General features: G+C 47.3%; 20 protein-coding genes and 1 tRNA gene. 12 read left to right on the top strand and 9 right to left on the bottom strand.

Annotated features, from left to right (window positions below; all coding sequences use genetic code 11):
- The 3 genes from CAFE_RS17685 to CAFE_RS17675 form a co-directional block, all read right to left on the bottom strand.
- Window positions 1-1,848: a methyl-accepting chemotaxis protein gene (locus CAFE_RS17685; protein ID WP_156991360.1), complete on the bottom strand. Its 1,848-nt coding sequence runs from the start codon at window positions 1,846-1,848 to the stop codon at window positions 1-3.
- Between the two features lie 392 nt (window positions 1,849-2,240).
- Window positions 2,241-2,780, bottom strand: a complete 540-nt coding sequence (locus CAFE_RS17680; RefSeq protein WP_066645891.1) for a DUF2179 domain-containing protein — start codon at window positions 2,778-2,780, stop codon at window positions 2,241-2,243.
- Between the two features lie 207 nt (window positions 2,781-2,987).
- On the bottom strand, window positions 2,988-3,893 hold the full coding sequence (locus CAFE_RS17675) for a carbon-nitrogen hydrolase family protein (protein WP_156991359.1): 906 nt from the start codon (window positions 3,891-3,893) through the stop codon (window positions 2,988-2,990).
- 422 nt (window positions 3,894-4,315) lie between these two features.
- Here CAFE_RS17675 and CAFE_RS17670 point away from each other — a divergent pair, with 422 nt between their 5' ends.
- Window positions 4,316-5,008, top strand: a complete 693-nt coding sequence (locus CAFE_RS17670) for a phosphatase PAP2 family protein (RefSeq protein ID WP_066646077.1) — start codon at window positions 4,316-4,318, stop codon at window positions 5,006-5,008.
- A gap of 45 nt (window positions 5,009-5,053) precedes the next feature.
- On the opposite strand, the gene CAFE_RS17665 is transcribed toward CAFE_RS17670, so the two are convergent.
- Complete coding sequence (locus CAFE_RS17665; protein ID WP_156991358.1) at window positions 5,054-6,829, bottom strand: oleate hydratase; 1,776 nt, start codon at window positions 6,827-6,829, stop codon at window positions 5,054-5,056.
- Window positions 6,830-6,948: 119 nt separating this feature from the next.
- A complete protein-coding gene (locus tag CAFE_RS17660; protein ID WP_156991357.1) occupies window positions 6,949-7,398 on the bottom strand; it encodes a flavodoxin family protein in 450 nt (149 codons plus the stop codon).
- Window positions 7,399-7,751: 353 nt separating this feature from the next.
- Between CAFE_RS17660 and corA the strand changes: the two genes are divergently transcribed.
- From corA to CAFE_RS17605, 11 genes are all read left to right on the top strand, one after another.
- The gene (gene corA / locus CAFE_RS17655) at window positions 7,752-8,786 is read left to right on the top strand and encodes a magnesium/cobalt transporter CorA (RefSeq protein WP_066646081.1); all 1,035 of its coding nucleotides are present in this window, start codon (window positions 7,752-7,754) and stop codon (window positions 8,784-8,786) included.
- 136 nt (window positions 8,787-8,922) lie between these two features.
- Entirely contained in the window at window positions 8,923-9,351 is a 429-nt protein-coding gene (locus CAFE_RS17650) for a VanZ family protein (protein ID WP_166525177.1), read from the top strand.
- Between the two features lie 230 nt (window positions 9,352-9,581).
- Window positions 9,582-10,106, top strand: coding sequence for a methylglyoxal synthase (locus CAFE_RS17645; protein WP_228725002.1), 525 nt, complete (start codon window positions 9,582-9,584; stop codon window positions 10,104-10,106).
- Window positions 10,081-10,314, top strand: a complete 234-nt coding sequence (locus CAFE_RS17640; protein ID WP_066646083.1) for a PTS sugar transporter — start codon at window positions 10,081-10,083, stop codon at window positions 10,312-10,314. Before CAFE_RS17645 ends, CAFE_RS17640 begins: the two co-directional genes overlap by 26 nt.
- A gap of 168 nt (window positions 10,315-10,482) precedes the next feature.
- Window positions 10,483-10,710: a hypothetical protein gene (locus tag CAFE_RS17635; RefSeq protein WP_066646085.1), complete on the top strand. Its 228-nt coding sequence runs from the start codon at window positions 10,483-10,485 to the stop codon at window positions 10,708-10,710.
- A 116-nt stretch (window positions 10,711-10,826) separates the two neighbouring features.
- The gene (locus tag CAFE_RS17630) at window positions 10,827-11,603 is read left to right on the top strand and encodes a cytidylate kinase-like family protein (protein WP_321173065.1); all 777 of its coding nucleotides are present in this window, start codon (window positions 10,827-10,829) and stop codon (window positions 11,601-11,603) included.
- A gap of 121 nt (window positions 11,604-11,724) precedes the next feature.
- Complete coding sequence (locus tag CAFE_RS17625; RefSeq protein WP_233452864.1) at window positions 11,725-12,213, top strand: GNAT family N-acetyltransferase; 489 nt, start codon at window positions 11,725-11,727, stop codon at window positions 12,211-12,213.
- A 51-nt stretch (window positions 12,214-12,264) separates the two neighbouring features.
- On the top strand, window positions 12,265-13,182 hold the full coding sequence (locus CAFE_RS17620; RefSeq protein WP_156991355.1) for a bifunctional helix-turn-helix transcriptional regulator/GNAT family N-acetyltransferase: 918 nt from the start codon (window positions 12,265-12,267) through the stop codon (window positions 13,180-13,182).
- 57 nt (window positions 13,183-13,239) lie between these two features.
- Window positions 13,240-13,599, top strand: a complete 360-nt coding sequence (locus tag CAFE_RS17615) for a YccF domain-containing protein (protein ID WP_156991354.1) — start codon at window positions 13,240-13,242, stop codon at window positions 13,597-13,599.
- Between the two features lie 164 nt (window positions 13,600-13,763).
- Window positions 13,764-15,410, top strand: coding sequence for a putative manganese-dependent inorganic diphosphatase (locus CAFE_RS17610; protein WP_066646087.1), 1,647 nt, complete (start codon window positions 13,764-13,766; stop codon window positions 15,408-15,410).
- A 504-nt stretch (window positions 15,411-15,914) separates the two neighbouring features.
- Window positions 15,915-15,991 (top strand) — tRNA-Met (locus CAFE_RS17605).
- A gap of 167 nt (window positions 15,992-16,158) precedes the next feature.
- Here CAFE_RS17605 and CAFE_RS17600 read toward each other — a convergent pair.
- From CAFE_RS17600 to CAFE_RS20745, 4 genes are all read right to left on the bottom strand, one after another.
- Entirely contained in the window at window positions 16,159-16,896 is a 738-nt protein-coding gene (locus CAFE_RS17600; RefSeq protein WP_166525176.1) for a tyrosine-type recombinase/integrase, read from the bottom strand.
- Window positions 16,897-16,980: 84 nt separating this feature from the next.
- The gene (locus tag CAFE_RS17595; RefSeq protein ID WP_156991352.1) at window positions 16,981-17,334 is read right to left on the bottom strand and encodes a tyrosine-type recombinase/integrase; all 354 of its coding nucleotides are present in this window, start codon (window positions 17,332-17,334) and stop codon (window positions 16,981-16,983) included.
- A 108-nt stretch (window positions 17,335-17,442) separates the two neighbouring features.
- Window positions 17,443-18,489, bottom strand: a complete 1,047-nt coding sequence (locus tag CAFE_RS17590; RefSeq protein WP_156991351.1) for a hypothetical protein — start codon at window positions 18,487-18,489, stop codon at window positions 17,443-17,445.
- A 127-nt stretch (window positions 18,490-18,616) separates the two neighbouring features.
- On the bottom strand, window positions 18,617-18,710 hold a 94-nt coding region (locus CAFE_RS20745), incomplete at its 5' end, for an integrase core domain-containing protein (protein WP_139104008.1).

Here is an 18,710-nt window from a genome sequence, read left to right as displayed (position 1 = left end):
TTAATTGTTTGAAGAATCTTTCAGCTTGATGGCGGCCAGTGTGTTTTTCAGCTCCTGTGCCTGTCCGCTCAGCTCTTCGCTGGTCGCTGCGCTTTCCTCACTGGAAGCGGAATTCGTTTGAACAACCGCGGAAATCTGATCAATGCCCAACATGATCTGGTGAATGGAGGCTGCTTGTTCGTTGGATTCCGATGAAATATGATTCACCAGCTCGCCGACCTTTTCAACCAGCTCCGTAATAAGGCCAAACGATTTTGCGGTTTTATCCGCTATTTCTTTTCCCTTGCCGACACTTGTCAAAGAGGCCGCAATCAAATTTGAAGTGTTTTTCGCGGCGTCGGCGCTTTTGCTTGCCAGGTTGCGGACTTCTTCCGCTACAACCGCAAAGCCCTTCCCCGCAGAGCCCGCGCGCGCCGCTTCCACGGCTGCGTTCAGCGCGAGGATATTGGTTTGAAACGCGATGTCTTCAATCGCCTTAATAATCTGCTGTATCTGGCTGGAAGATTCGTCGATTTCACTCATTGCGTCAACCATATGCTGCATCTGCTGATTGCCCTGTTCAATTTCGGCGGATGCTTTCATTGAAAACTCATTTGCCGTCGCGGCGTTGTCGGCGTTGTGATTCACTTTTGTATTCACCTCAGTAATAGAAGCCGACAGCTGTTCAATGGAGCTCGCCTGCTCAGTCGCGCCCTGTGCCAAAGACTGCGCGGCATCGGATATCTGGCTTGCCCCGTTAGCCACCTGTTCGGAAGACAGCCTGATTTTGCCGAAAATGATATTCTGGTTTGAAACAATGTTTTGCAGGGAATTTTTGATTTGTATGAAATCCCCTTGATACTCCCGGACGGCGGTTACGGTGCAGTCCCCTCGCTCCAGGTGATTTAATACCTGCGAAATTTCTTCAATATAATCGTTTAACGTCTGAACCGTGCTCCTAAACGAGGTCGACAACACACCGATTTCGTTCTGCGCGTCAACCTGCGGAACCTCGGAGTGCAAATCACCGTCCGCAAGCTGTTCGACTCTGTGCGCCAGACTGATGATCGGCGTGACAAGCGGGTTTGCGATTCTCAGCGCCATAAAGATCGACAAGAGAATAAAGAGGATCATCAAAATCAATGTAATGAAAATGGAAATATAAAAGTTCTGCAGCATTTCAGAGGTCTTTGCCACAACGCCGATCGACCATCCGTCCGTATCCGGAATCGGCTGATAGCTAAGCGTTAAGTCATTGCCTTCTAATTGAAAGGACTGCGTCCCGGATTTGCCCTGTATCATATTCCGGACTGCGGAGGCGGCGCTGGAATAGGCGCCGTCTTTCTTTGCCATATCAATATAATTTGTAAATTTCGTCACTACCGACTGGTCTTTGTGTGCAATCACTTTTCCGTCTTTGTCAACCATAAAGCCATAACCGGTTTGACCAATCGAAACATCGCTGATCATTTTGCTGAAGATATCGCTCAATAGCATTCCGTAAACAACGCCGTTATATTGTCCGTTGTCGGCCTTTGTCGCGATAATCAATTCTGTTTTTTTAGTTACCGACCCGACAAGAGTAGAGGAAAAATATGTATTGCCCGCCATCGCCTGCTGGAAATATTCGCGCTGGGCAACATGGGCACCATTTGATGTGTTTCCCGCGGCGTCTGTCACTACAATCGAATCGAATCCATATTTTTTAGCCAAAGCGTTCCTTTGATTTTCTCGTTCCTGATCCGTCTTGCTCATATCCGTAATGATAGGGTCCGCTGCGATCGACTCAATTTCCGCTTTATAAGTCGAGATTGCGTTTTGAACCGAGTGGTTATATGCAGTCGCACTTTCGCTGATTCTTTTTTGCATGTTGTCCGTAGCAGTTTGGTAAAGAATGATTGAATTTACTACGCCGCAAAGAATACTAATCAGCGCTGCAAAACCAATCAGTTGAATCAGAAGAGTTCTTTTAATTGATTTTTTGGTGGATCCTGGTTTGTGTGATAATTTTAGCAATTTTTATCCCTCGATTTTTTCATTTATATAATATGTATCGGTCACAAAATCCTGTATATTAGATAATTAACATAAATTTAAAAAAATTTGAAATTTTCATGGGAGCGGTATACCCGCTTTCGCACCGGCAGCGCTGCCTTTTTCTTACAGGCCCGCGGGCGGTTCTTAAAAGCCGGATCCGCCGAAACCCATGAAAAAGCGCCGCCCGGAAGCAAGCTCTCCGAGCGGCAAAAATCGAAAACAATTCAAAACTTCCGTATGTTTTTTGTCCAGAACCCGCCGATGAAATTTTTCGGTTCATAAGAGATCACAAAGGCGTTGGGAGCAATTTCATTCAAATATTTCATCAGCTTTTTTTCATTGCTCCGTTTGGCCAAAACACGCAGAACCAGCCGTAGGCCGTCTTTCCCCTCCCCGTTCCACGAGGTCACGCCGTATCCTTTTTCCCGTAAAAGACGCGGCAGATCCTGTTCCACGGAATCGACGATAATTTGAAATTCCACATACCCCAGCGCAAGGTATTGCTCAATGAGGCTGCCAATATAAACGCCCGCGCCGTAACCGATACAGTAAGCGATTATGTTAACCGGCTTGTCGAGATTTTTCAACACGATCGTAAGCCCAAACAGATAGACCCCCACTTCAAAAACCGAAATCACGGAAGCGAAAAGACGCTGCCCTTTAATCACAAGAATGGTACGCAGGGTATTGATGGAAACATAGACAATGTTGATGCCGATTATTAATAGGATCAGTGTGATAATAATTACCTCCTTGAAATCCATCGTTAACTGGAGCCTCTGTTACAGGAACCTGTTTGTTTTCAAGATATTATTTCCATCTTGATTATATCAATTAATATCCCTTTATTTTTCTATGCTACAAATATTCCGTAACGATGCGCGGGGCTAAGACAAAATCAAAAAGGCGGCACCTCCCGGTTTTGCCGGTTGGTACCGTCTTCTTCTGATACATGCAGTGGCTTCCGATGCCTATTTTCCATAGTCCGGGCTGGAGAGGCTGTCCTGAAACAGCTCAATATATTTGTCGGGTCTCCAGTCGGTCCCGTTTACAGCAGGATTCTGTTTAAATAAAAATCTGGTCGCCAGGGAAAGATCGATGGTAGCCGTAAACATTTCCGATTCATCGGCGCATTCATCCGCAAATTTACGGCCGGCATAATAATAGGTCTCCCATGTCTTTCTGCTTGGGCCCATAATGGAGCTGCCGCCCCAGAAGTAATTATCCACATCCAGTCCTCCAAGGTTTGCGGAAGCGATATAGATTCCCTCCCGGATGACGGCGGCTTCCAGAGTTGACGTGCCCAGGCACCTGCCGTGGCACTTGGCAAGCGCGGTCGAGTTAATGTACAGTCTGCATCCCTTTGAGGCATAATAACGCATCAATTCCGGGAAACAGTATGAATCGTAACAAATCGCGCATCCGACCGGGCCCCAGGGAGTCTCCAGGATAAACGGTTTATCTCCCCGCGTCGCCCAGTTCGGCTCCGGGGGAGGCAGGTGCATTTTGTGATAGGCTCCGGTGAGACCTTCCGGTGAAAAAGCCGCGAGCGCGTTATAAATCACGTCGGAATTCCGCTCGTCTCTGGCAGGCATTCCCATGACCACATAGATACCAAGGTCCTTCGCAAGTTTCTCTATTTCCATCGTTGACGGCCCGGGAATGGTTTCCGCCAGCCGATACTGCATTTTTTCTTTCAGCGGCTTGTCGGGTTCATCGTCATACCCGGTCAAGGCCATTTCCGGAAAAACAACAAAATCGCTTCCCTTTTTGGCGGCACATTCCATGTATCCCTTGATTCTGTTTAAGTTAACCTCTTTTTGGCCCCATGCCGCGTTAAAGGTGACAACCGACACGGTGCAGATGTCTTTGTACATTTGACATTCCCCCTAATTCAGATTCTTAAAACCGACGAAAAAGAGGGCTTCCCTGTGAAAAGGAAGCCCTCTTTGACTCTACGGTATATAATATAGTATATTATACCACTCTCATGACAGAAATTCAAGGTTTTCCTTCGCTTGAGTCAGCGTTACGGTCCGGTCCCGTCCGCGAATCTTCCTTATGAACATGGCGGGATGGCCGGACAAAGAATTCATTTTTAACATTATTTTAATCTGAATGTTCATAATATAATTCTAAACTTCAACCCGGAGGGCGGATTGCGCAAGTCCATCTCTTTCCCCAGGGATCACGCGACGGCTTCGATGAGCGTCGCGGCCCGGCCTGATACACGGGGGACCGGGTGTTTCATTTAGGCGGAAGCGCGGGTTATGAAAAAACATGATAAGGCAGGTGGAATATGAAACGTCTCGCCTCGGCAAGGCACAACGCACAGGGCTTGATTCAAAAGTATTTAAAGACGGAGCAGCTTTTATTTGCCGCCTTTGGTATTCTTGCGGTCGCTTTTATCCTATGGGCTTCGGAGCTTTTGGAAAACGGGCTCAGTCCATTCGACAGCCTGATCTACCGCAACTTGAGGACGCTTATTTCGCCGGACCTGACCGTCTGGATCAAGCTTCTTTCGGATTCAGGGGCTTCGTATACTCTGGTATCGATTCTGGCGGTATTCTGGGCCGTTTCCTTTCAAAGGAAACGCGTTCTGTATTACACAAAAATCATGACCGTGAACCTTTTTGTTTCTGCCGGGATGAATCTTTTATTCAAAACATTTTTTCATCGTACAAGGCCGGATATTTTAGTGCTGGTCCACGCCGGCGGATACAGCTTTCCGAGCGGGCACTCCATGATCGGCGCGGCTTTTTACGGTTATCTGATCTATCTGTGCGTCATCTTCCTGAAAAAGCCGTGGAAGCAGCTTTTTTCGGCGCTTTTCATGATTCTGATCCTTTTCATCGGTCTGAGCCGGATTTACCTCGGCGTTCATTATGCCAGCGACGTTGTCGGCGGATTCCTCGCGGGATTCGCGTGGCTTGCGGTTTTACTCTTGTTTATTAACAAAAAAGGAGCTTTTACCAGAGAGAATCCGAAATAGGACGCGGGCTGCACAGGATATTTCCTTTTTTTATTCCATCAAAAATCAGATCACATGATATTCCTTCAACAGCTTTTCGATATCGGTACCGCCGACTTTTTTCAAAATTGCTTTCAGCGCCAGTTTTTCAATGAGCCCCTGGTCCATATCCGTGATTTTTTTGCCGTCGCGTAATTGGACGGTTGCGCTGAGCAAATCGCGGAGATCATAGGCGCTGCCCCAAACCTCCGGCACGCCGCGGTCGATCCTCAGCAAAGAGTAGACCGCTTCCATCCCGGTACGGATTGAATATTCCGTCGTAAAGATGGTGTCCCGCGCCGTTTCGGCAAACTGCCCCAGAAACGCGAAGTTCACGGCGCCCTGCGGTACGACGGCGGGGCGGTCGCCTGCGCTGCGGGGCATAAAAAAGGCGGTGATATAGGGCATCATGCAGGGCACGGTGTTGGCGCTGTTTTCTGCCAAATGATCGATCCCGCTTACCGGCACGCCCATATGGTACAGCCATTCCATACAGATTTCTTTGCCCGTACACGCACGCATTGTTTTTTTCACATAATTGCCCGGCTTGTCGGTGAACAGCCCGTAAATCCAGCCCACCAGCTGGTTTTCCGGCTGATCCCGGAACTGCGGCTGACGGTTAAAGGTCCAGCTGAGCAGCCAGTTGGAGTCTTTGGCGGTAACAATGCCCCCGGTAACCACCCTGCCGCTGAAAGGGTCCCGTTTGCAGATTTTCCGGATATAAGGCGGAATACGGTCATCCAGCGTCGTCACGGTGGCGGACATCCAGTTGCTCTGCTCCGGGTTGCAGCAGAATTTGTCCGGATGGCCAAAGGCCGGGTCCTGCGCGGCGATCTTCCGCCACAAGTCCCATCCGCCGCCTTTTTTAATCTCCGCATGAAACGGCGCGGGGTGATTCTGGTCCCCAAGGGAAGAATTTTCGACACAGCCGCCGTTGGTGAGAAAGACCAGATCGTTTTCGGTCAGATCGATGTGTTCCTCTTTTCCGTCCCGTTCGACGAGAATGTGTTTCGCGATTTTTCTATCTTTCCGAATGTCAAATTCCACGTTTACAACCTTGGTAAGATAGTGAAACTGAACGTGGTATGATTTCAGATATTCGATCATCGGGAGGATCATGGACTCATACTGATTGTACTTTGTGAAACGGAGCGCCCTGAAATCCGGCAGGCCGCCGACGTGATGAATAAACCGTTTGAGATACAGCTTCATTTCCAGCGCGCTGTGCCAGTTCTCAAAAGCAAACATCGTGCGCCAGTACATCCAGAAATTCGAATTCAGAACTTCTTCATCGAAGACTTCATCGATTCGTTTCTCATACAAATCTTCCTCCGGTGTAAAGAAAAGCTTCATGATCTCCAGGGCGCCTTTGTCGGAAAGCGCGAATTTGCCATCGGTTCCGGCATCTTCTCCCTGATTCACCGTGGCGCGCATCAGCGAGTAATTGGGGTCGTGCTTATTAAGCCAATAGTATTCGTCAAGAACGCTGACGCCCTTTGTTTCGATCGACGGAATCGACCGAAACAGGTCCCACATGCACTCGAAGTGGTTATCCATTTCACGGCCACCGCGCATCACATACCCGAGGTTGTCATAATGGTATCCGTCGCAGGCCCCGCCGGGAATCGGGTCTTTTTCAAGAATATGCACTTTTTCCCCGTCCATTTGGCCGTCGCGGACAAGGAAACATGCCGCCGCAATGGCGCCCAGCCCGGAACCGACAAGGTAAGCGGATTTGCTGTCGACTCCTTCCGGCTTTTCAGGGCGCGCGAATGCTTCATAGTTACCGCTGGAATAATACATCCTTAAACCTCCGATTGAATTAACAAAGATTGTGTGTCCTTATTTTATCCTGATTTGCGAATATATTTCGAGAATCGAGGCAGCGGCATGATCAATAATTTCCCTTTTTGATTTAAATGTTACGAAACTACAATTCGCTGAATAAACTGCTTTGCCGCGGCAACGTCCTCTTCATCAGGATGGCCCTTTGCGATACCGCCTACCATCTTAATCGGCCCATACGTGTCATAGCCTTTGCAGGCAAAGGAACCAACTAAGGATGCCCCCGCATTTTTCAGCAGTTCAATGAGCGCGGAGTTATATTTAGCCTTTCCCATCCCGCTTGTAGAAAACACAAACACCGCTTTCCCTTGCAGACTGAACCGCGCCGCCGCTTTCAGCATTTTGTCGTAAGGTCTGCCGTATGCAATTCCCGCTCCGAAACCTATGATTTCGTATTCTTCCGTACGGACCGTCGGGACCTTGTCAATCGTACAGATTTTGGCGTTTGCCTGCTCTGCCATCGCGCGCGCAATTTTTTCCGTATTTCCATGGTGGTAAGAATCATAGAGTATCAGGCATTTTTTCATAGATATCCCTCCCGGACCTCTCAATTTCAAAGGCTTTTATGCAAAACGGTCTCTTCCGTTTGTAGAGAAGGGCCGTTGTAACAAAAGCCTTTCCTGATAGATTATGCTTTCCTACGGCGATTATATCATCAAAGGGTTCATTTTGCCAGATTTTATGCTGTCGTTTGGGTACCAGTCTGCCGGCGTCGGGTGGACGGGCCGTTCAAAACGTGCGGAACCCCCAGTTTATATAATATGCAAATCAGGCGAAAAGCGTGACGGCGGCCATCGAGCACGACATGTCTTTTTCTTGGCATTGTGGTATAATATAGCAATAGACAAGTTTTATGGATGCCGGGAAGCAGGGTGTAAAGATGGATTTTAAAAAAAATCCGGAGGACGGGACAAACGGTCGGAACGAATGTGAGGCTATTGAAATCATCGATTATGACGCTCAGAACTACCGGGCGTATCATCTGAAAACGGCGGACCCGAATGATCTTGCCGGGCTCTCGGTCATTCCGGAGGGCGGCGTGCGATGGATCAATGTGGACGCGCAGTGCGAAGACGGTTTATTGCGGGCTCTCGGGGACGCGTTTCAAATCCATCCGCTGATTATTGAGAATATCCGAAACAGGAATCAGCGTCCGAAAATTGAAGAATATAAAGACTTTCTTTATATCGTGGCGAAGATGATCTACTATGCGGGCGATTCTTTGGTTTCGGAGCATATGAATTTTATTCTGGGCTACCGTTATGTCATCACGTTAGGCGAAACAAAGGGGGATGTATTCGGCCGGATCCGCTCCTTTCTTGAGAATGAGAGCGCACATGTGCGGACCTGCGGACCTGATTATCTGATGTATTTACTGCTGGACGCGATTGTGGACGGTTATTTCGATGTTCTTGAAACTCTGAGCGATCAAATCGACGAATTGGAAGAACGAATCATGGAGAGCAATTCACAGGAACATCTGCTGCAAATACGCGAATTTAAAAAAACGCTTCTGAAGCTCAACAGGAACATCTGGCCCCTGCGGGACGTCGCTTCCCTGATGGGAAAAGAATCGACCGAGCTGGTTCGCGCGACAACGGAGCCGTATCTCCGCGATGTTTACAATCATATCGTTCAGGCGATTGATACAACGGAAACGTGCCGGGAACTGCTTTCCGGCTTGACCGACCTGCACTTATCCAATACCAGCAACCGCCTGAACGAGATTATGAAGGTTCTGACCATCATTTCAACCATTTTCATTCCTCTTTCTTTTCTCGCCGGAGTTTACGGAATGAATTTCAAATACATGCCGGAGCTGGGGCTTCGATGGGGGTACGGGGCGGTCTGGGCGCTCATGCTTGCGGTCGCGGGTGCGATGGTCTGCTATTTTAAAAAGAAAAAATGGTTTTAGGCCTGCCGGTCTGCAAACGGTTTTTCTTATCTCAGGAATGGCGAAAGAATTTTCATCATATCATGGACAGGGAATGTCCGCCGCGGTGCGGAAAACAGGCGTCACGCGGCACGGCAAAAAGCGAAAGGATGAATCTATGAAACGCAAGGGTCTCGTCATCGCGACGGTTGGTTTTGTTCTTTTTATTTTTCACAATTCCATGTTTCCCGCGTCCCAGTCGGGCGAACAAAGCCGCTTTGTTACAGATCTCGCCAACAATGCTCTCTCCAAAATGAGAATACCGGCGGCAGTTTCAGAACATATGATTCGTAAAACCGCCCACTTTGCGGAATATTTCGTTTCCGGGACGCTGATGACGGCAACGCTCCGCGCCTATCGTTCCGCAAAACGGGAACTGCTTTTTGCGGATCTGTTTTTTCTTTTGCTGGTTCCGGTCTGCGATGAATTCATTCAGAGGTTTGTTCCGGGCAGGGGCAGCAGCGTTTCAGACGTTTTGCTGGATTTCTGCGGAGGGGTGACCGGTATGCTGATTCTCCTGTTTGCCCGGAGACAAGCCAAAAGCTGAAAAAAGACTCGGCACGGTTCGCTGGAATGGTTGATTTAATGGACTTACTAAAAAATTCACAAATTTTTTTAAAAATTTTTATTGATTTTCCATACAAAACATTTATAATGAAAGATAAAAGGACAAGTTCCGCTGAAACAGGGAACTCTAACTCCGGGCGATGCAATCTGTTTGCGGAACCCGGAATCGTGGAGTCAATTCAAAAAGTAAATTGAAGACGGGTGAAAAATATGAATGAAGAATTTATCACATTTACGATCGGAAAACAGAAAACAATCGCGCTCATCGCCCACGACGGAAAAAAGAAGGAATTAATCGACTGGTGTGCGGAAAACCAGGAAATTCTCAGAAACCATTTCCTGTGCGGAACGGGAACGACGGCCAGGCTTGTCGCGGAAAGAACCGGTCTTCCGGTCAAAGGGTACAACAGCGGACCTCTGGGGGGCGACCAGCAGATCGGTGCCAAAATAGTGGAGGGCAGCATTGATTTTGTAATATTTTTTTCCGATCCGCTTGAAGCGCAGCCGCATGATCCGGATGTGAAAGCTTTGCTCAGGATTGCGCAGGTTTATGACATCCCGATTGCAAACAATAAAGCGACCGCCGATTTTATGATCCATTCCACGCTGATGAATCAGGAATATGATCACAAAGTCATTAATTTTAAGCAAAATGTTATCGATCGGGTCAACGTGAAATTCAATGAAAAGAGAGAAAGCGCGGTGAATAATGATTACTGTAAAGGTATTGATTGACAGTGTTGAAAAGGTGAAAAAATTCTCCTCGATTATCTCCAAAGAAAATGTGGAGTGCGAACTGATCGAAGGGGTTCATATTATTGATGCAAAGTCTATTATGGGGATTTTCAGCATCGATTTAAAGAAACCGGTTCAACTGAATATACATTCCGACGACAGAGAAATATTGAATCGGCTTAAGGATTTTATCGTCCGGGAATCCTGAGCGTAAAATCAACAGGCGCCATGCGGAATTTCACCGCATGGCCTTTTTTTGCCGGAGTTTGCCCTATAAAGCATGGATTATTCTTTATTTTTTAATTAGATTCCGAATAGAATGGCGGAAACAGGTATAGAATTAATAGTGATATTTAAATTAGAAGGAGGGGGTTCTATGCCGCGAGGGCGCAGAATCGGAACGCAGTCGATTGAAGAGCAAATTACAAAACTTGACAGCGAAGTGGAACGCTATAAACAGAAAATATCCCTTGCCCGGGAAAAGCGAAAGACCCTTTTATCAAAGAAGGAAAAAGAGGAAATGTCCGAATTGTATCAGGCGATTAAAACCAGCGGCAAAACAGCGGGTGATTTTTTAAACACCCTGAACGACCGGACCAAATAGCGGCTGAAAGAAATCTTTCCGGCGAGTGCTTTTTTTGCTTGACATGTAAAAAGGCGGAAGGTAAAATAAAGCATATGGAATCAAAAAAATCAATAAAATGTAAGGGCGCATTGAAGGTGATTTATTTCAATGCGCCCTTTTCTTTTTATTGCAAAACCGTACTGGCAAAGAAAATCCGGCTTGCCGCTCGCCGAAAACAGCGGCGCCGCAAAGGGAAGTCTCCGGGTAAGGAGATTCCGGAAAAGCGGTTTACGGGGGTGAAAATGGGCAATTATGTGATTACGATTGCGCGGGGATACGGCAGCGGAGGAAAACAGATTGGGATTCAGCTTGCGAAGGAGCTGGGAATCTGGCTGATTGACAAAGAGCTTTTGCAAATGGCTTCCGTCCAGAGCGGAATCAACGAGGAACTGTTTCATCTGGCGGACGAAAAGCTCAGGATGAACATCTTCCGGCTGCTGCAGGCAAGGCAGCACATCGGCAACGTCCTTTCGCCGGAACACAGGCTGTTTGTTTCAGACGTAAACCTTTTCAACTATCAGGCCAAAATTTTGCGGAGGCTTGCGGAGTCGGAGTCGTTTGTTGTCATCGGGCGCGCGGCGGACGACATTCTGAAAGATTACCCAAACGTATTAAGCGTCGGGATCCGCGCGCCGTTTGAAGACTGTGTCGGCTCGATTGAAAACCGCGCGCATCTGGACCGCAGGGCTGCGGAAAAGGATGTGAAAACCACCGACCGCTACCGCGCGGAGTACTATAAGTTCTATACCGGAAAGGACTGGAACGACCCGGTTAATTACGACCTTTGTCTGAACAGCTCCAGGATTGGAAGGGACAAATGCGCCGCGGTGATAAGAAGCTGTCTTCTGGAAAAACTCGGCGTCGGCAAATAACAAACATAGAATCCGGCCGGAGCCGCTCCTTTTTACGGGGGGCGGCTCTTTGCGTTAAACAAAGCACCAGCCTGCCGGCGTTGCTGCGCGTTGAAAAGAGTACGCGGTTGGAATATAATGAATGAAAACGGACCGAGCCCTTTGGAAAGGATATGAAGGAATGGAATGGACGATAAAACGGTTTGAAGAATTGACGCTGCAGGAGCTTTACGATATCCTTCGCCTTCGCTGCGAGGTGTTTGTGGTGGAGCAGAGCTGCCCTTATCCGGATGTGGACGGGAGGGACAGCCAATCGTTTCAGCTGTTCGGGTGTGACGCGCAGGGAAAAATCTGTGCCTGCCTGCGGATTCTTGACCGCGGGCAGACTTTTCCGGAACACTCGATCGGCCGGGTGTTGGTCCGCAGGGACTGCCGGGGCTCCGGACTGGCCCGCGAGATGCTGAATCGCGCCGTTCGTTTTGTAAAGGAAACCGGAGGGGGAAATATCCGAATTGAAGCGCAGGCGCACCTGCGGGAATTTTACCGTCAGGCCGGTTTCACGCCCTGTTCGCCGGTCTATCTGGAAGATGGAATCGAACATATTGAAATGTTGTATCAGAATGAAAATTAGTTGATTTTGTCAACTAAAAATGATATAATGCAATGTGGAAAGGAGATAAACATGAAAGATCAAAAGAACGCCGTTTCAAAGATCAGAAGCTTCAACCGTTTTTATACCCAGCTAACGGGTTTGCTCAGCCGGAGTATCCTGAACAGCAGTTTTTCCCTGACGGAAGCAAGAGTACTGCTTGAAATCAGCCGGATGGACCGCTGCACCGCGAACGAGCTGGGGGCCCGGCTGTCCGTTGACCGCAGCTATATGAGCAGGATCCTGAAACGCTTTGAGCGGGACGGGCTGATCGTCCGCGAAAAGTCGGAGCGGGACAACCGGATTCATTATATCAGCCTGACGGAACAGGGAAACAAGGCGATGCGGGAGCTGAACCGTGCGTCCGACAGCCGAATTTCTGAAATGATCCGAAATCTGAATTTAGAAGAGCTTCAGGCAGTTCTGGATTCGATGTCCGTGATCCGAAAAGAGTTTTCCGAAACGGTTTGTCCGGCGGAAATCCGTAGATTCCGCGACAGCGATCTTGATTACGTTCTCTCCCGCCACAAAAGCCTTTATGTGGAGGAATATGGACTGTCCTCCCTGTTTGCCGGGTATGTCGAGCAGATAATCCCCGGCTTTTTTCTGCACTGTGACCGGCAGCGTGAAAGCATGTGGATTGCGGAGATAGGCGGCAGGCCGGTCGGCAGTATCGCAATCGCGGACGCCGGGAAGGATACGGCGCAGTTGCGTTTCTTTCTTCTGGAACCCTTCGCGAGAGGAATGGGCCTTGGAGGGAAGCTGATCGACGGAGCGCTTGAATTCTGCCGCAAGACCGGTTACCGGCACGTATATTTGGAAACGATCAGTGATCTGAAAACCGCGGGGGGGATTTATCAAAGCCGCGGTTTTATTTCGACTGCGACTCGTGAAAACCCGGAATGGGGAAATGACGTCGTTGAGGAACGCTGGGACCTCGATCTTTCATAATTCATATCGAATCGGGAACGACGTCTCGATGTGAGGCGCAGTTACGGGGGGAATCGTATGGGATGTGTCGGCAACGCAATTTGGTTTTTGCTGGGCGGGTGTGTGATGGGGCTTAGCTGGCTCGCGGTCGGTATTTTATGGTGCGTCACGGTCGTCGGCGTTCCGGTAGGCGTTCAATGCTTCAAATTCGCGGAGCTGGCGTTTTTTCCGTTTGGAAAAGAAATCCGGTACGGCGGCGGAGCGGGTTCCCTGCTTTTGAATCTCCTTTGGCTGGTTTTCGGCGGTTTTGCGCTTGCGGTGGAAGCGGCCGCCGTCGGCGCGCTGTTCTGTATGATGGTTGTTGGAATTCCGTTTGGAATGCAGTGCTTTAAAATTGCAAAACTTGCCCTGATGCCGTTTGGTTCGGCCGTTAATTGAAAACTTGCACAAAAGCATTTGTAAAAATGCATGTATGTTGCTCTTTCGCGCTTGACTGGGGCAAAAAAATGATTTATTCTAGTAGAACAGTTCTTTAGCCGCCCATCCGCCTGCCCGGGCGGTTTGTGCGCCGCGATAAGGTATTTTAAAAAGAGGTACTGAAAATGAACGAATCCGTCTATATCACAGGACATAAAAATCCCGATACGGACTCCATCTGCTCCTCCATTGGCTATGCCGAGCTGAAAAAGAGGCTGGGAGTTCAGGCGGTTCCGGTTCGCATCGGCAAAATTAACAAAGAAACGGCATTTGTGCTGGAACGCTTCGGAGTCAAGGAACCGGAATATCTGAAGACCGTGAAAACACAGGTGTCCGATCTGGATCTGGATGTGATTCCACCCGTTTCGGAGGATATTTCAATCAAAACGGCCTGGAACATCATGCAGAAAAACAACCGGCAGGTTCTTCCCGTGACCGACGATGCGGGAAAGCTGCTTGGAATTATCTCGCTTTCCGACATTACCAACAGCTACATGGCTTCGCAGGGGAATAACGTACTTTCCAAAAGCCACACGCCGCTTCGCAACGTGACGGAAACCCTGAACGCCCGTCTGGTCTGCGGGAACATTGACGATGTGTTCCGTTCCGCGGGCAAGGTGGTCATCGCAACCATGGCGCCCGACAGTCTGGAGCCTTTTGTCGAGAAAAACGACATCGTGCTGGTCGGCAACCGCAAGGACAGTCAGATGAAGGTGCTGAAGGCGGGCGTCAGCTGCCTGATCGCGACCTGCGGCGGGCACGTCGATAAAGATGTGCTGGAACTTGCGGAGCAGAAGGGCTGTATTGTGATGGAAACAAACCACGATACGTTTACCGCCGCACGGCTGATCAACCAGAGCATCCCCGTGGGATACGTGATGACGAAAAATAATCTGATCTGCTTTAACGTTCATGATTTTATTGATTATATCCGGGACAAAATGCTCCAGACCCGCTTCCGCAGCTATCCTATCGTCGACGACGACGGGACCGTAAAGGGATTTGTGTACCGTTACCATCTGATCTCGCCGAGAAAGAAAAAAGTGATCCTGCTGGATCACAACGAAATGTCTCAGACGGTCGACGGGATTGACCAGGCTGAAATCTTGGAAATCATCGACCATCACAGAATCGGAGATATCCAGACCGGTTCGCCGGTTTATTTCAGAAATGACACGGTGGGCAGTACGGCGACGCTGATTGCCAACATGTATGTGGAAAACGGAATCCGTCCGACAAAAGAAATTGCCGGAATCCTCTGTGCCGCAATTCTTTCGGATACACTGAACCTGAAATCTCCGACGACGACCTACCTTGACCGCGAGACGGTGTCGCAGTTGGCCGAGATTGCGGGTGTGGACCCCAACCGGTTTGCGGCCGAGATGTTTCAGGCCGGTTCCTCGCTTGCGGATATGAACCCGGATCAGATCCTTTATAACGATTTTAAAGATTATAATCTGAGCCGGTATAAAATCGGCATCGGGCAGATCAACGCCGGCGATCCCCAAAATGTGAAGGACCTGAAAGGCAGCCTTTTGGAACATATGAAAAAGGTGCAGCAGGAAAAGGGCTACAGCCTTTTGCTTTTGATGATGACCGACATCGTCAAGGAAAGTTCCCACCTGCTGTATTTCGGCAGGGAAGAAGACCTGATCCGCGACGCCTTTGGCGCGGAACCAAGGGACAACGAGGTCTATCTGGAAGGTGTGGTTTCCCGCAAAAAGCAGGTAGTTCCGCTTTTGACAAACGCCATTCAAAATACCCCAAGATAATTGGAATCATAAACACTCGCGTGCCATGGGTAAATCAATTTGTCGGTGCGCTTGTTTATTTTTAATAAATCATAAGCAAGAAGCGACTTCTCAATCTGTGCAGAATTTAAAGCAACATCCATTCCGGGCTTTCATTGTGGGGAGTTTGGTAATCTGACGGAAAAGAAAATTGAAGCGGCTGTCCGGAATTTCGATCAAACCGAATCGGTGCGTTTGGCCGGCCTTTTGCCGGAGCGCTCGAAAACCCGCCGTTCGTTCTTAGGCATTTCAAGAATTGAGAACCGGAGATGCAAACGTCTTTCCTCGATCATTAGACTTTGCACTGCACGTGGATTTTCTTCTTGCCATAATTCCCCTTGCTTTGCATGTTTTAGTTTTTTCAGCCGGCTGAAACAGTAAATTTTAAGAAAAAGTCTTGACATTCCGTATGTGAGATGGTATTATATTTAAGCACTCTAAATGAGGCCCTACAGTAAGGCTTAGTGAGGATGCACAAATAAATATCGCGGAGTGGAGCAGTCCGGTAGCTCGTTGGGCTCATAACCCAAAGGTCGTAGGTTCAAATCCTGCCTCCGCAACCAAACAAAACTCAGTGGCCATGCGGCTGCTGGGTTTTTTCGTGTTTTCAGTAATATACCCAAAAGGCTGTTTGACGGTAAATTTGACGGTCAAAAAAGTGCTTGTAAAATCAGATAAATAAATTTCTGACAGTAAAGACGAGAAATATTGAAACATGAATAGCATAAATTTATTGGTACAACCCCTCCATCAATGCCATTGCCTTGCGCTTTTGTTCATCCAGTGAATGAGCGTACCGGTTTAGCGTTGTGCTTACGTCTGCGTGTCCCAACAACTCACTCAGGGTCTTTATGTCAACGCCGCTTTCAACGGCTCTGGTGGCAAAAGTGTGGCGCATCGCGTGAAAATTGGCATTGGCCACCCCTGCAGAGATTAAAAGCCGTTTAAAGACATCTTCCATGGTGCGTGGCTCAATTGGCCGACCAATTTCATTGCAAATGATAAAGCCCCGTTCGTCATAAATATCCCCAGCAGCTACTTTTTCTTTATCACGCTGAGCTTTGTATGCCTTTAAATCGTCAATTAAAAATGAGGGCAAAGGAATATCACGAATAGATTTGTCGCTTTTGGGGATTCCGATAACCAGCTCGGTTTTCCTCTTGCTTTGATCCATGGCTGGTAGGCGGTTGAGAGTTCGCCGAATGGAAAGAACGTGAGTCACCTCGTCAATATCCCGCCACTGAAGTCCACATAGTTCGCCCACACGGATTCCTGTGCATAGGCAAATCAGAATACCGATTTTATACCGTTCATCGCTTGCCTTAATTGTGGTCAAAAGTTTCTGTTCTTCTGAAAGGGACAGGATCCGCATTTCCTTTTTTGTTACCTTTGGCAACTTTACAAACTCGACAAAATTTCTATTAATTAAGCTGTTTTCATAGGCCTGCTTTAGCGCGGTGGAAAACATGGTATACATATTTCGCAAAGTTTTTTCGGAAAGGCCGCCTTTGCCATCCAGCCTGCCATGTTCGGCTTTTTCATTGAAAAATTGTTAAAGCAAATCAACACGAAGATCAGCCAGCTTTAATTTGCCGATATTGGGAGAGATATGTTTGGTTATGTATAAACGATAATTAATATAAGACGATTGCTTTACTTTGGGACGTGCATATACTTCCAGCCATTGATTGAGCCTACCCTCTAGAGTTAATTTGCTCTTTTCTACATAAGTGCCCGATTTAATCTCATTGATTGCACTGAGCAGTTTTTCTTTGGCTTCTTTTCCTGTTTGTCCATATCGTGATATTTTTCGACGCCGACCGGTTTTAGGATTGATATCATAGTAATATTGTCCTTCCCAGCGGCCGTCTTTCCGATGGTAAATATTGATTCCTTTTTTGGGCATAAGTGCTCTCCTCTCTTGTTGTAATATGTAATATAGTGAAAATAAGTTGGTACATTTGGGACAATCATTCTTCTAAGCTTTTCAGCCTAGAAATGTTTGTCCCGATTTTTATTTTTCAATATGGGATTGTCCCGCTAAAAGCTGAGACATAATTTCATCCGCCTTTGTTCTCTGAGCAAGCATCCAGCTGTTAAAACTTGAGACGGAAAGGCTGCCGTCTTTGACGGCTCTTTTTTTAACCCTTGCGTCCATACAAAAAGATTGAAATGCTTTTTCGAATGGCTCATAATTAACAACCTTAGCCTTTTTAAGTTTTTCCAGTTTGTTGTACCAGTACATATAGCTATTTTTATAATCTTTCTCATACGAAATATTTTTCTTAGCTTTGTCATACTTTCTTTTATTTAATCGGCTTTGAGTGCGTCTGCATTTATCGCTGCATAAAGTTGGTATGTTGGCAGTATGAGCCAAAAACAGTTTGTTACAAACTTTGCAGCGCTGAAAATACTGATGAGTGCTGTATATATGCTTGAGTGAATATATCACAACCGGCATTAAATCAGTATCTGCAACAATATATTCTTGAACACCGTTTTCATTGTTATAGAAAAGCTTTGCACTTCCATTCAGAAGCGTATTATCAAAATAGTCTAATGGGGAATCGCTTAAACCACTTTGTCCTTTTTGAATGATACTTTCCAACGATAAACGGACAGGAAGAGTTAAATCCTCTATAAAATTTATAAAAAAGGACATATCATCTGTATTACGCCTTGAATTTTTCGTTCTGATTTTGTATTCCTGCCAGACTCTAAGCGCGAAAAATTTGAAGCTTTCATTATTGGAATTGTAAAGCTGATTCAATGCATTTATGGAATTATTCCAGAATTCTAAATTCTGAGAGGATTCCTCAGTACTTAGTGCAACCCGAATATCACTCATTACTCCGGGAATCGAGTGACAGCAGTCAGCGATAAGTGATCCAATAGGTCTTTTTGTTTCCGACAAAATCCGAGCGGTATTGGAGCCATTCAATGCGGCTCGGATTTCTTGCAATTCTCCGATAAGAATATGTTCTGTTTGCTTTTTGTCGTTGGTGCTGAATGCCAATACACACTCTTTTAATTCCGGTACAATTGGATAAATTCGATCCATTCAAATGCCCCCTTAATGTTATGGGAATCACTATTTTTTAGCTAAACTATAATTAAGACTTTCTAAAATAATAACATTAAATGCTGTACAAATCTGACCTGCCCCCAAAAGCCGTCCAGATAGAAAGTTAGTAATCACCTGAGATTTTCATGGCGTATTCTGCCGGCGTCAAATTATCCAGAGAACTGTGTGGGCGAAGGTGGTTATATTCATTTCGCCAG

It is taken from the genome of Caproicibacter fermentans, assembly GCF_009746625.1.
Lineage (GTDB): Bacteria > Bacillota > Clostridia > Oscillospirales > Acutalibacteraceae > Caproicibacter > Caproicibacter fermentans.
Note: the sequence above shows the minus strand (reverse complement) of the source record. Positions and strands in the feature narration are given on the sequence as shown.

What these genes read in the sequence shown, in the direction of transcription:
- CAFE_RS17685 (WP_156991360.1), bottom strand. Translation starts at nt 1,848, where the DNA reads ATGCAAAAAAGAATCAGCGAAAGTGCGACTGCATATAACCACTCGGTT.
- CAFE_RS17680 (WP_066645891.1), bottom strand. Translation starts at nt 2,780, where the DNA reads ATGGATTTCAAGGAGGTAATTATTATCACACTGATCCTATTAATAATC.
- CAFE_RS17675 (WP_156991359.1), bottom strand. Translation starts at nt 3,893, where the DNA reads ATGTACAAAGACATCTGCACCGTGTCGGTTGTCACCTTTAACGCGGCA.
- CAFE_RS17670 (WP_066646077.1), top strand. Translation starts at nt 4,316, where the DNA reads ATGAAACGTCTCGCCTCGGCAAGGCACAACGCACAGGGCTTGATTCAA.
- CAFE_RS17665 (WP_156991358.1), bottom strand. Translation starts at nt 6,829, where the DNA reads ATGTATTATTCCAGCGGTAACTATGAAGCATTCGCGCGCCCTGAAAAG.
- CAFE_RS17660 (WP_156991357.1), bottom strand. Translation starts at nt 7,398, where the DNA reads ATGAAAAAATGCCTGATACTCTATGATTCTTACCACCATGGAAATACG.
- corA (WP_066646081.1), top strand. Translation starts at nt 7,752, where the DNA reads ATGGATTTTAAAAAAAATCCGGAGGACGGGACAAACGGTCGGAACGAA.
- CAFE_RS17650 (WP_166525177.1), top strand. Translation starts at nt 8,923, where the DNA reads ATGAAACGCAAGGGTCTCGTCATCGCGACGGTTGGTTTTGTTCTTTTT.
- CAFE_RS17645 (WP_228725002.1), top strand. Translation starts at nt 9,582, where the DNA reads ATGAATGAAGAATTTATCACATTTACGATCGGAAAACAGAAAACAATC.
- CAFE_RS17640 (WP_066646083.1), top strand. Translation starts at nt 10,081, where the DNA reads ATGATTACTGTAAAGGTATTGATTGACAGTGTTGAAAAGGTGAAAAAA.
- CAFE_RS17635 (WP_066646085.1), top strand. Translation starts at nt 10,483, where the DNA reads ATGCCGCGAGGGCGCAGAATCGGAACGCAGTCGATTGAAGAGCAAATT.
- CAFE_RS17625 (WP_233452864.1), top strand. Translation starts at nt 11,725, where the DNA reads ATGAAAACGGACCGAGCCCTTTGGAAAGGATATGAAGGAATGGAATGG.
- CAFE_RS17620 (WP_156991355.1), top strand. Translation starts at nt 12,265, where the DNA reads ATGAAAGATCAAAAGAACGCCGTTTCAAAGATCAGAAGCTTCAACCGT.
- CAFE_RS17615 (WP_156991354.1), top strand. Translation starts at nt 13,240, where the DNA reads ATGGGATGTGTCGGCAACGCAATTTGGTTTTTGCTGGGCGGGTGTGTG.
- CAFE_RS17610 (WP_066646087.1), top strand. Translation starts at nt 13,764, where the DNA reads ATGAACGAATCCGTCTATATCACAGGACATAAAAATCCCGATACGGAC.
- CAFE_RS17600 (WP_166525176.1), bottom strand. Translation starts at nt 16,896, where the DNA reads ATGTTTTCCACCGCGCTAAAGCAGGCCTATGAAAACAGCTTAATTAAT.
- CAFE_RS17595 (WP_156991352.1), bottom strand. Translation starts at nt 17,334, where the DNA reads ATGCCCAAAAAAGGAATCAATATTTACCATCGGAAAGACGGCCGCTGG.
- CAFE_RS17590 (WP_156991351.1), bottom strand. Translation starts at nt 18,489, where the DNA reads ATGGATCGAATTTATCCAATTGTACCGGAATTAAAAGAGTGTGTATTG.